Here is a 12,802-nt window from a genome sequence, read left to right on the forward strand (position 1 = left end):
TTCCAGCTTGAGTTTCAGCCATTTCATCATGTCCATGGACCTACCACTCATCTACCTATTATCAATTCCATGTAAAATCATAAAACTCCTTTATTCATCTAGGCATATTCCTATGTAATACCTCTACCAAGGGATCATTCGCTCCGGGAATAGAAGAGAATGAATGGGAATTATCTAGACCATTCGACTTCCCTTTCGGAGCTTTGGAACAACCGAAGTATTACTATCAGCGTCCATTATACCATGTCACATATTGTCGGAGATTAAAGTTTGATTACATTGTATTACCATTATTTCATGCAGAACCAGTTATTTCCGTATGTAATTGAATATAGATATATATTTATGTGCAATCCGTTCTACTTTTATATATAGTAGATATAGGATGCAAACAGAGATTAAACGCGTATTTCGCCATTATTCATACATAAGGAAATGGAAAGGAGAAACCGTATTGTTACATCACTATAATACCGCTAAGGGTTTCGGAGAACATGAAATCAATATAGAACGTTCCAGGTTTATCACTTATGTAAATCGTGTGGAATCAGAAGAAGAAGCACAGGAGTTTATCGCTTCCATTAAGAAAAAGCACTCGGGTGCTAATCATAACTGTTCTGCCTATATGATCGGTGAAAATAATCTGATCCAAAAAGCGAATGATGATGGTGAACCTAGCGGGACCGCAGGAGTGCCTATGCTGGAGGTGTTAAAGAAAAGGAACCTTAAAGATACCGTTGTCGTGGTCACCCGTTACTTCGGTGGAATCAAGCTCGGCGCCGGAGGACTTATCCGTGCGTATGGACGTGCGACTTCCGAGGGATTGAATGCTGCCGGTATTGTGGAAAGAAGCTTGATGCGAATCATGAGATCTACGATTGATTACACATGGTTAGGAAAAGTGGAAAACGAAGTGAGATCTTCCGATTATCAACTGAAAGACATTCATTACCTGGAAGCCGTCGAGGTCGAGGTATATGTAGAAGAAGCGAATAAATCTGCGTTCATCGAGTGGATGACAGAGCTCACAAATGGACAGGCTGACATAATAGAAGGTGATGTGGAATACCTCGAAACACCTGTTGAAACCAACTTGTAAAAAACGTTACATTGGAAAAATCTTTATTCTTACAAAGCCATCATTAAACTCATACTAATTGTATAGAAGCAACACGGAAAAATGACTCTTTAGACGGATAGAGAAATAACCTTTTTTCGCCTACAATGGTGAAATTAATTGGACATCCTAACGTTTAGATTCATCTGGTTAATGGGTAGTAATAAATTAACTTGTTACTTTTTGAAACTTTTCACTAAAATTCGACGTCTAATGAAGAAAGCCTCTGCTTTTTTTTGACATAATACCCACTACGTATTTTAGTAATTGTTCCCTTAAAAAAAATGTTGCACATCATTAAATATGTGGTATTCTTACAATTGGAGTGCCCATAGAAGAAAAAGAGGTGAACGAATGTACTCTCTAATTGATTTTGTAATTGCTTTTGCTATTTCTTTAGTTGTTTCTGTAGCAGTGACTCCATTCGTAATCAAATTCGCCAAGCGATTTGGCTTTGTCGATAAACCAGACCATCGAAAGGTTCACAAAGGACTCATGCCTCGTGTGGGCGGCTTATCGATCGTCATCGGTGCATCAGCTGGCTTGTTGTACTTGAACGACCTGATTGCTCCACTTTGGCCGGTCATTCTTGGGGGAGGAATCATCCTGATCGTAGGGATCCTAGATGATCGCTTTACCTTGTCACCAAAAGCTAAGCTTGTTGGACAAATCCTGGCAGCTTGTATCGTCGTGTTTGCCGACTTTAAAATTGACTTCATTACTTTGCCGTTCGTGGCAGAGCGTATATATTTAGGGAATTTCAGTTATGTGTTCGGTATCCTGTGGATCGTCGGAATCACCAATGCCATCAACCTGATCGATGGACTGGATGGACTGGCAGGTGGAGTATCCGTTATCGCCATGACGTCCATTATGGCTCTTGCAGCCATGAATGGTCAGTATATGGTCGTTGCCCTTACCGTTATCTTAATCGGAGGGACCATCGGTTTCCTTTTCTTTAACTTCAATCCTGCGAAGATCTTTATGGGTGATACAGGAGCATTATTCCTTGGCTATTGTATTTCCATCATCTCGCTCCTTGGATTGTTCAAGAGTGTGACGATCTTCAGTTTAGTTGTTCCAATTATCATCCTGGCTATACCGATTTTTGATACGTTCTTTGCAATCATCAGACGTATCCTGAATAAGCAAAAGATTTCAGCACCTGACAAATCTCATCTGCATCATCGATTACTGGCAATGGGCTTCTCTCATAAAGAAACTGTACTGATCATTTATGCGATCGGAGCATTTTTCGGACTATGTGCGATCCTATTCACCAGGTCAACTCTTTGGGGAGCCATCCTTTTCTCCGCTGTTCTCGTGGTGATCATTCAGTTAACAGCAGAAGTGGTTGGATTGATCGGTCAGCACAAGCCATTGATCAATACGATGAAGAAATTACGCGAAAGATAAGCACACGCTTCCGTTTATGCGTGGAAAATACTAGATTAGTAGAAAACCTTGGATGTTTATCCAAGGTTTTCTTTATTGTTTGTGCTTTTTATCTGATCCTGACTAAGTATAGATCTTTTTTGACTTCTAAGTAGGCTTTTAATAAGGAGATTAGCCTTTTTTAAGCTGGGAATGTGGCCTAAGACTAGCATGAAGGCCGATTCTGCAGGAGAATCTGTCAGTTGAATGGGTCTTAGCGGGATAATTGATCCAGTATGGGATATAATTGAACCTGATTGAAGATAATTAATCCTGGCTGGGCTTTTTCAATCCTGAATCTGATTAATTGATTCTAATTTCAATTAATTGATCCTCCGTGTCGAATTTTCTTCGCAAGTGTTAGATTCATCCAAGACCGTCCCCCATTTCAAACAACTGATCGTCCGAAACTTACGTTTAAGAAAGGAGTTGACTCTATTTTGCCCACGATTCGTCATATCACGCACATAAACGCTCCTGTGTCCCTTTGTTTTGATTTAGCCCGCAATGTGGATATTCATATTCAAACTACCTCTAAAACGAAAGAGAGGGCTGTTGGAGGCGTCACAAGCGGATTATTAAAGATTGGAGATACCGTCACATGGGAAGCCGTTCATTTTGGTGTCAAACAGCGACTGACGGCTCAAATTGTCGAAATGGACGCTCCCCATTCGTTCACCGACGTGATGGTGAAGGGTGCGTTTAAATCCTTTACTCATATCCATGAATTTCGCGAACAGGAAAATGGCACACTAATGAAAGATACCTTCACATATAAGGCTCCTTTTGGCATAGTAGGGAATCTTGCGGACATCATCTTCTTAAAAAAGTATATGCACACATTCATCAAGATAAGGGCAAACGAATTGAAGAAGATTGCAGAGCAAAAAAACACTCCTACCTCATGAGATAGGAGTGTGAAGGTTATTCATTTTCTTCAAAGTAATTGCTTCGGATGATAAGATCCGACACCTGCTGGGCTTTCAGTTCAAATTCCTTCTGTTTCTCCGGCAGCTCGCGATCTGATCGGATGGTATTCTCGAGTGGGATGACGGCAAAGCTTTCGTCGGACGTCAGCATATTTCTACCCATTATCACATCTTCATACTTCTTTTCTTCAATGCCCATTACATAGGCTAGCGTAGGATAGATATCTACTTGACCGTATGCCTTGTCTAATTCCATCGGCTCCATGCCTGGATTGTAGAGGATGAATGGCACTCTGCCTTCTTCATCAATCCCCTCAACCTTTGGATTTTCTTTCATCATTTGATCCTTGTAGCTGTTTTCGAAGGCCGCGTGATCACCGAAGATCGCAATCATGGTGTTATCAAGCATATTATTCGCTTCAAGATCCTCCAGTAACTTGCCAACTGCCATATCCGTGTAATGAATGGACTGAAGATAGTGAGCAGCTGACGTGTCACTGTATTGAGCTTCAAATTCCAGGCCTCTGAATTGTTCAGGGATTACGAACGGTGTATGACTTGTTAATGTGATCAGATAGCCATAATAAGGCTGCTCCTTTTTGCTCAGGAATTCAACCGATTGATGAAAAAATTCTTCATCACTCAAGCCCATTCCGATTTCTTCGCCTTCATGGAATTCCTCAATGGCATGATATTCGTCGATATCGATATGCGGGTAAGCTTCCCTTCTGTTCCAATACGTTCCCTCGTCACCATGAAAAGCATAGGTGGAATATCCCTTTTCCTTCAATAGACCGGGTAGCGTCGTGTAATCATTCGTCGGATACCGGAAGAATGTACTTCCCTCCATTACCGGCAGCAGGGATGTATTTACTACAAACTCTGCATCAGAGCTTCTTCCGCCCTTTGTTTGCGGATAGAAGTTAGAGGCATAGATACTGTTCTTCAACAGTTTGTTCAGGTTAGGGGTTACTTCTTTCCCATTCACCTTTTTATTCAGCACCCAATTTTCAAGGGATTCGAATTGGAGGATGAGAAGGTTTTTCCCTTCTCCGACTCCTTCATACTTGTTATTTAAGTACAGTCTCTTTTCTCTATATTCATTTTTATTATCAAACCAGTCTTTCACGAGCTTTTCTTCATCCTCGTTCAAGTCAATGTAACGATTGTTTTGATAAAACAGGTACATATCCAGCACACTGTATTGAAGCGGGTTGAACTTCAATATGTAATCATAGCGATCGTAAATCTTAAAGATTTGGGCGTATGGCGTGCCATCTACATAGTGATTCTTCAAAGGCTTCACGGCAAGGATGCTGAAACCTGCAAGGAAGAGTATGATAAAGGTTTTCCATTGCACCTTAGGAATCGAAAATGATTTCTTTTTAGTAAGAATGAGCAATAAGATGATATCTACTACAAATAGGACATCCAGCCCGTTGATCAATTCCATTATGCTCGGCCCTAATCCTGACAGATTAGACGTCTGCAGCAAGGCAAAGAACGATAACGGTGTTCCAAAATAGCGGATATACCATAGCTGGGACAGCAACAGGAAGGTCGCAATAATATTAAGTCCGATGATGGCCGTCTTCCTGGACCATGTCTTAAACAAAAACACAAATGAAAATAACATCAAAATACTGCCGGGAAGTGTGACAAATAAGCTTTTCACTTCAAATAGGCCTTTTCCTAAAAATAAATAGAATAAGACGACTTTAATGGAAAGACCTATGGCAGAGATCAGGATGAGCTTGTCTTTCCATATGGATAGCAATCCCTCTTTTAACTTGTTTACTAGATTCATAATCTTTATACCCCGTTTACATAATTGTAATAAAATTTTAACACTTTTTACTTTACTTATAAAGTCAGGGTTTGACATTCTTTTGTAGAATTCGACTGTGATCGAGTGGGACACAATTAAAAAACACGCGAAAAAACCCGATTTGAGAAGGCTCAAACCGGGTTTGTATTTCCATTATCTACTAGTTGGAGTCCATGTTGCCTGTCTCTTACCTGAGATGGCTCTCAGTGTACCAAGGAAGGCTGCATAGTTTACCAGGCAGAAGTAGTATGGGATATAGGTAATTTTGCTGCTCGTCACTTTGCCTGCCAGTGCGAGGATATAGAATAGCAATTGTAAGCCAAACATGACTTGATATAATGGCTGATCCAGTAAGAAAAGATTGATGATGAAAATGGCAATCATATAATAAGGAACTAACCATCTTAAAAATTTATGAGACATGTATTTATAGAAGAAATCGAAATTCCTGAACGGGTTCAACACATTCTTGTAGCTCATGATTCCTGTAAAGCTTCGTGTGACGATACGGACTTTACGGCCAAATTCTTCTGATGATTTTGGTGATGTCTCTTCCATCGTAATCGCATTAGGTTCATAGACGAATCGCTTTTGCTGGTTGATGATGATCAGCGGGTTCTGCATATCATCCCCTACGTTTGGATTCATCTCCTTGAATAATTCCTTGCGCAGCGCATAGATCGAACCATTTGCTACAATCGTCGTACCTGTTGCCGTCTCAAGCATTTTCAGGAGCTTTTCATACTTCCAATAAGCACCCTCTGACTCCCCGATGGATGAGTTTGTTGGATTCGTCAAACGAAGCTCACCACAAACCCCACCGATTTCTTCATCTTTAAAGTGCTTCACTAAATGATGGACGGCATCCTTATTGTAAAGCGAGTTCGCATCGGAGAATACAAGGACCTCGCCAGTTGCCAGAGGGACGGACTTGTTCAGTGCCGCGGTCTTCCCTTGTCTTCCTTTGACGACATTCAGCTTCACGTTGGGATATTTCGCCACGAACTCGTTGACGATGTCATTCGTTCTGTCGGATGAATCATCTGACACCACGATGATTTCAAGCTTGTCCTGTGGATAATCAAGGTCCACAGAGTTTTGTACTTTTTCAGCGATGACTTTCTCTTCGTTGTACGCTGCAATAAAGAGCGTTACCTTTGGTTCATAGCCTGTTTCCGTGATTCGATCCTTTTTCACAACCCCAGTTAGGAGCTTCAGGAGAATCGGATAACCGGCATAGATGTAAACCGAAAGAATTATCAGCAGCCAAAAGATTATTTCTAGTATCATGTCATGACTTCCTCTCATCTATCCTTATTACCAATTGAAGGTGGACCCTGATGAAGGATCCACCTGTCTTATTATGCTTTGATCGTTTTTCTTCCGATAGACGCATAGTAGAATCCGTTCTCTTCCATATGAGCCGGATCAAAGATATTGCGTCCATCCACAATGATCTTGCTATCTACAATTGTAGATACTTTCTCTAAATCAAGCTCTCTCACTTCATCCCACTCCGTTAAGATCAGGATGGCATCAGAGTTTTGAATGACTTCATATAAATCTTGACCTGTACGCAGGTTCGGAATAAGCGCCTTCGCATTCTTCTCTGCAATGCGATCATAAGCGACGATGTCCGCTCCAAGCTCTTGCAGCTTCGGAATCACATCAACAGAAGGGGCGTCCCTCATGTCATCTGTATTCGGCTTAAATGCAAGACCCAGTACGGCAATTTTTTTGTTCGACAGGTCGCCATTGAAGGCTTCTACCAGTTTATCCACAACCTTGTAGCGCTGAAGACCATTCACCTCTTCAACGTCTTTGACAATCTTGAAGTCATACCCTACTTGGTCCGCAATCTTTACAAGGGCACTTGTATCTTTAGGGAAACAAGAACCTCCGTAACCGATTCCTGCGTTCAGGAATTGAGGGCCGATACGCGGGTCATAACCCATTCCTTCTGCTACCTTGGTCACGTCTGCTCCAACCAGCTCACACACGTTGGCGACTTCATTAATAAAGCTGATTTTCGTTGCAAGGAACGCATTGGATGCGTATTTAATCATTTCAGATGTTTCAATATTTGTCACGACGATATTTTTGGTGAAAGGAGCATGTAATTCCTTCAGAATCGCTTCCGCTTTTTCTGATTCCACACCGATGACCGCTCTCTCCATGTTCACTGTATCGTGGATGGCCGATCCTTCACGAAGGAACTCAGGGTTTGATGCCACATCGAATTCGTCATGTCCGACCACTTGTTTGATGACACCTTTGATCATGGCACCTGTTCCCACAGGAACTGTACTCTTAGTGACAATGACTTTATAGTCATTCAAATGCTCAGCGATGGAGCGGGCAGCCGCTTCGATATATTGCAGATTCGCTTCGCCATTTTCTTTTGGAGGCGTTCCAACCGCGATGATGACAAGGTCCGCATCATTCATTCCTTCAGCATAGTCTGTTGTAAAGAATAAGCGACCTTCGTTGATGTTCTTTTCTACCAATTCTGTCAAACCCGGCTCATAAATAGGAATGATGCCATTTTTCAGGTTTTCTACTTTTTGAGCGTCTATATCGAGGCATGTCACCTTGTTTCCGGCATCACTGAAGCACACACCTGAAACTAGTCCTACATAACCTGTACCAATTACACAAATGTTCATCTTAATTTCTCCTTGTTCATTCTGAAATGATGTCTTTTAACCAATCTTTCAATGGACCTTTAAGGTCATCTCTCATTAAAGCAAACTCAACCGTTGCTTGAACAAAGCCATATTTGTTTCCAATATCATATCTTTTACCATCAAAAGAATAACCGTAAACATTTTGCTTCGTATTTAATTCTTGAAGAGCGTCTGTCAATTGAATTTCATTTCCTTGGCCAGGCTCCAGGTTTCCTAAGATATCAAGGACATCCGGTGTAAGAACGTAGCGCCCCATGATCGCCATGTTAGAAGGGGCATCTTCTAATTTCGGCTTTTCTACCAATCCTTTGACTTTGAAAAGAGGGCCATCGTTCGCAGGGTCTTCCACGTCGATGACACCATATTTGGATACGTCCTCATCTGGAACTTCCTGTACGCCGATGATGCTTGATTCTTTCTCTTCGAATTCATCGATTAATTGTTTAAGACAAGGTTTCTCGGAGATCACGATGTCATCTCCAAGCAGGACTGCGAAAGGATCGTCGCCGATGAATTTTCTTGCACACCAGATGGCATGTCCCAGTCCTTTTGGCTCTTTTTGACGGATGTAGTGAATGTCCGCCAGATGAGAGATTTGCTTGATTTGCTCAAGCTCATCGTATTTTTCTTTCATTGCGAGCATTTCTTCAAGCTCTAAAGATTTGTCAAAATGATCTTCGATGGCACGTTTTCCACGGCCCGTCACAATCAGGATATCTTCTATCCCAGAATTAACAGCTTCTTCAATGATATATTGAATTGTAGGTTTATCTACAATTGGTAACATTTCTTTCGGTTGTGCCTTCGTTGCCGGTAAGAATCTCGTACCTAAACCGGCAGCCGGGATAATCGCTTTTTTTACTCTCAAAGAACTCACCTCTTAGTTTTGTGTAGATCCATTATTCTTATTCTGATTCGAAGTCTTTTTTAATAGTGTCTGCAGATTTGGGCTCATTTACGCCTCTTGAAGAGAAATCTGAATGGTGATCGAAACATTCGTTTCAATCACAGAGCCAAATCCATTAAATTTCACGAGTATTATACCATATGTTATTGATTTCTTAATCTCACAGGTTTATTGTGCTATAATATAGCGAGTAATTTCAGATGTGAGGATGAAGAAAATGATTAGTGTAATCGTACCAACTCTTGGAACGAAACCAGAGGAATTGAAACGATTGTTTGAAAGTCTTAATAATCAAGTGTATAAAGACTTCGAAGTCATTATTGTATCACAAGACAATCACAATTATATTACATCCGTTTTAAAAGATGTTAACTTTAAATACAATCATATTGAAATCGATCGCAAAGGTCTATCACTCGCTAGAAACGTTGGAATCGAACATGCGAATGGGAGCATCCTGACGTTTTCCGATGATGATTGCTGGTATAATGACGACTCTTTTCAGCTTGTCGTTGATTATTTCAATGAGAATCTCGAGACCGATGTCGCTTGCTTTCAAATCTATGATCCAATCAAGGGCGTTTACTATAAAGAATATGACGAAGAAGAACAGAAACAGGTTACAACCGGTAAGCTGTTGAAGAAGTCTTCTATCGAAATCTTTATACAAACAGCGAATGTCGAACGCTCTCTGATTCAATTTGACGAGAAATTCGGCCTGGGTGCAATCTATCCTTCAGGGGAAGAAAATGTCTTCTTATTTGATTTAGCGAGAAATAATAAGTCTATCAGCTATTATCCGAAGGTTGTCGTAAATCATGAGAAGCCCGAAATGCAAACCCGTCTTTATGAAAAGTCATTTATCGGAAAAGGGCCGTTGTTTAAGAGAATGTACAATACCCCGACTGCAGTTGTTCTTTTGACTCTCTTCTTTGTAAAGAAGTATCGTCATTTAGATGAACCGTTTGGCTATTATGGTAAAGCGTTCAAAGAAATTTTCAGGTATGAGAAGAAATAGTGTTAGTTCGGTTTGATAGGATTTTTCGGCAGGTGCCAGTTTGTGGGCGCCTGCCGTTTTTTAGTTTATGGTAGATGCCAGATTGTGGACCATGCCGGTTTTTTGTTTGAGGTAGATGCCAAATTGTGAACTCATGCAGGTTTTGATTTATAGTAAATCGTTTTTAGTTTGTTTTGGATGATTTTTCTTTTAGATTGTCCATTTTTGGGGTGGGAATGTGCTTTTGGGGTAGGTTGCAGGCCGATTTGAGGGTGAAATCTGTAGGTCTGAGTAGCCTTCGCAGCATAATTGATCCTGTTTTGGAAGTAATTGATCCTGACCCACGATAATTAATCCCCTATTGGCATTTTCAATCCTGAATTGGATTTATTGATTCTAATTTCAGTATATTGATCCTTCGTGTCGAATTCCCTTTACCCCGGAGGTACCAACCGTACCGTCTCCATCAACAGATTGAATTGCCAATCACGTGTCGAATGCAGAATATAAAAAGGTGCACCCGTCTCCAACGGGTACACCTCATTTAATCATTTCTCTTTTAAAATGACTTCCGTTATAACGTCATTTTCTTTCGTTAACTCCAACTCATTTTGTTCTAGGTCGAGCTCATTTTCAAGATCGCCATGAATCTTATCGAATTCAGCTGCCGGAATGTTTACCGGGAACTTGATTTCCACTAGGCGCTTATCTTCGTTCAATCCAACAAAGGAATTGAACTCCTTGTAATAGTAGAAGAATTCAACATCGCCTTTCCCTTCAAAGATGTAAACAGGATCACCATACTTATTGAACAGGTTCTTTTCTGAGTACCCGATTGGAAGAGGCGTTTCTGGTAGAAGACCTGCGTCCACGTACTGAAGGAATTCATCCGATAGGACTTTCCTGTTGTTCTTTTCGTAATCGATTCGGAAGCTCAGCGTTCCGGACTTTTTAAGTAGCTCTTCGTCTGTCAACTCCAGAAACTCATCCGTCGCAAGATCCTCATTCAAAGCACTTATTAACTCGACAATCGGAATTTCTTCTTGGGCTAATAGAATTTTTGTAATCTTACCTTCTTCTACTTCGAATACAACGCTTTGTTCTTTAATAATCATATACACGTACGATTGTGCAGCATTTTCATCTGCTTTGTATTCAAACATGTCCAGTTCTAAGTTGTTGTCAATAACCTTTTGGAGGTTATCTCCAACATTGATCGTGTCAGAAATCTTGAACTTTTTATTGGATGTGATCAGGTAGTCTGCTTCTCCGCCAGTGAAATGAACGCGAAGCTTCTGTTCTGAATCATCCAGTACTTCATCCTTGGAATCAGGACCTTCCATCACCTTATACACTTCCTGATACCTTTCACCTAAGCCGAAGTTCAGGAGTGAATATTCGTTTCCGACCGATTTATATTCACTTTTTTGCACCTCTTTTGTTTTCACGCCTACAATGATGCCGAACAAAAGAACCACAAAGATCAGATATGAAAGAAAGATTTTGTATGAACTCAACTGTATCACTCCGTTACATTTTGCTATCTTTGTGTTTCATTTCACCGATTTTCACTAGCACGGCGATAACTAATAGAACTGCCCAGAATCTTGGTGTGACATAATCCGCTCTGTATAAAGATGTGACCATCAAGTGAAAGTACTCCACTAATGCAATGAAGTAGTACATATTCTTCATGCCGTTCTTCAACAGGAATACGGCGATGGAAATCAAACCTGCCAGTAAAAGAAGGAGTCCGATGACACCTTGCTCGAATAGGACATCAATAAACATATTGTTCGCCGAGATCGCCAGACTCATTTGGGTATGGGGCACAATCTTGGTCCCCGCCAGGAACTCATAAGCTCCCGGTCCATATCCGAATAGTCCTGAAACGATGGAATGATCGAACAGCCACTGAAATGGCATGACGTACATATAGATCCGGCTTGATTGTGTCGGATCAAAAAGGTTATCTCTTCTTCCCCAAATCGGAGAGAAGAATTTCGCCAGCAAGTCAGGGTTCACAAGATAAAGGCCGGCGATCCCGATGATTCCCACTAACGGGATCATCCATAGTATTTTCTTCGGGAATTTAGGATGGAACATTAAATAGACCATTAAAAACCCTATTACCAGTACCAGATTGAAATAGGCACTCACGGAAAACGTAAAGGCCAGTATGAATAAAGTCGGAATAAGCACGACAACTGCATACACCCATTTACGTTTCACAAAAAGGAATGCCAATATAATCAGGTCGATCAAGAACGGTCCCATGTAGCTTGGTTCGTTAGTGAATGAGGTGATCCGGAAATCGAACAGGGTCACTCCTTCCACACTATGCACAAAGGAACGTGTATCTAAATTAAGAAATGGAATGTTGAACATGAAATAGGCAAGCTGCCAAAAGGCAACAGCCACTAATAACGTTATCGACAAAGGGTAGACTTTGATGATACTTTCGTTATCTTTCGGCTCATTCACGAGCAAACGGTAGCCAAAGTACACAAACATGAAAAAGCTGAGATAATAGGCGACCCGCGTAATCATTGAGCTTTTTAAGTAGTTCATATACTCTACACTATTCAAGACTGTAGCAGTATAAAAGGCAGAAAGAATAGCCAGTGCCAATGAGATAAGAAAGAGAATCAGGAAGCGTTTTAAGTATTTATCAAACTCCGAGGTTTGGGTCAAACGTTTTCGATTGAGTAAGTAATACAGAAATAATAACGAGCCAACCCCCAGTGTCAATACCGCTGGAACGGGTACGGGGAGAAGCTTGATGTATTTGGCTTGAGTAGAGAACTGTGCGAAGAACAAATATCCGGCCACTAAAATCAAGATGATCTGCTTCAGCCTCGGCTCATACTTGTTCATGAGTGTGGAAAAATTCATACTAAACT

The 12,802-nt window shown here is 41.0% G+C and carries 10 protein-coding genes; 4 read left to right on the forward strand and 6 right to left on the reverse strand.

Annotated features, from left to right (window positions below):
* The first annotated feature begins 454 nt into the window (after window positions 1-454).
* From ACQKFO_RS14805 to ACQKFO_RS14815, 3 genes are all read left to right on the forward strand, one after another.
* The gene (locus ACQKFO_RS14805; RefSeq protein ID WP_427599636.1) at window positions 455-1,099 is read left to right on the forward strand and encodes a YigZ family protein; all 645 of its coding nucleotides are present in this window, start codon (window positions 455-457) and stop codon (window positions 1,097-1,099) included.
* A 372-nt stretch (window positions 1,100-1,471) separates the two neighbouring features.
* A complete protein-coding gene (locus ACQKFO_RS14810) occupies window positions 1,472-2,533 on the forward strand; it encodes a glycosyltransferase family 4 protein (RefSeq protein ID WP_427599638.1) in 1,062 nt (353 codons plus the stop codon).
* Window positions 2,534-2,991: 458 nt separating this feature from the next.
* Entirely contained in the window at window positions 2,992-3,459 is a 468-nt protein-coding gene (locus ACQKFO_RS14815; protein ID WP_427599640.1) for an SRPBCC family protein, read from the forward strand.
* A gap of 16 nt (window positions 3,460-3,475) precedes the next feature.
* On the opposite strand, the gene ACQKFO_RS14820 is transcribed toward ACQKFO_RS14815, so the two are convergent.
* The 4 genes from ACQKFO_RS14820 to galU all read right to left on the reverse strand — a co-directional run bounded on the left by ACQKFO_RS14820 (window position 3,476) and on the right by galU (window position 8,863).
* Window positions 3,476-5,287, reverse strand: coding sequence for an LTA synthase family protein (locus ACQKFO_RS14820; protein ID WP_427599642.1), 1,812 nt, complete (start codon window positions 5,285-5,287; stop codon window positions 3,476-3,478).
* A 174-nt stretch (window positions 5,288-5,461) separates the two neighbouring features.
* A complete protein-coding gene (locus ACQKFO_RS14825; protein WP_427599644.1) occupies window positions 5,462-6,598 on the reverse strand; it encodes a glycosyltransferase family 2 protein in 1,137 nt (378 codons plus the stop codon).
* A gap of 71 nt (window positions 6,599-6,669) precedes the next feature.
* A complete protein-coding gene (locus ACQKFO_RS14830; protein ID WP_427599646.1) occupies window positions 6,670-7,974 on the reverse strand; it encodes a UDP-glucose dehydrogenase family protein in 1,305 nt (434 codons plus the stop codon).
* Window positions 7,975-7,990: 16 nt separating this feature from the next.
* Window positions 7,991-8,863 (reverse strand): UTP--glucose-1-phosphate uridylyltransferase GalU, encoded by an 873-nt coding sequence (gene galU, locus ACQKFO_RS14835; RefSeq protein WP_427599648.1) that lies wholly within the window; start codon window positions 8,861-8,863, stop codon window positions 7,991-7,993.
* A gap of 256 nt (window positions 8,864-9,119) precedes the next feature.
* Here galU and ACQKFO_RS14840 point away from each other — a divergent pair, with 256 nt between their 5' ends.
* Complete coding sequence (locus ACQKFO_RS14840) at window positions 9,120-9,920, forward strand: glycosyltransferase family 2 protein (protein WP_427599650.1); 801 nt, start codon at window positions 9,120-9,122, stop codon at window positions 9,918-9,920.
* 527 nt (window positions 9,921-10,447) lie between these two features.
* Here ACQKFO_RS14840 and ACQKFO_RS14845 read toward each other — a convergent pair.
* Together ACQKFO_RS14845 and ACQKFO_RS14850 are read right to left on the reverse strand one after the other, a co-directional pair.
* Window positions 10,448-11,416 carry a hypothetical protein gene (locus ACQKFO_RS14845; RefSeq protein ID WP_427599652.1) on the reverse strand — a complete coding sequence of 323 codons (969 nt, stop codon included), beginning with the start codon at window positions 11,414-11,416 and terminating at the stop codon, window positions 10,448-10,450.
* Between the two features lie 13 nt (window positions 11,417-11,429).
* On the reverse strand, window positions 11,430-12,794 hold the full coding sequence (locus tag ACQKFO_RS14850) for an O-antigen ligase family protein (RefSeq protein WP_427599654.1): 1,365 nt from the start codon (window positions 12,792-12,794) through the stop codon (window positions 11,430-11,432).
* Window positions 12,795-12,802 lie beyond the last annotated feature (8 nt).

Source organism: Rossellomorea sp. NPDC071047, from assembly GCF_050270195.1.
Taxonomy (GTDB): Bacteria; Bacillota; Bacilli; order Bacillales; family Bacillaceae_B; genus Rossellomorea.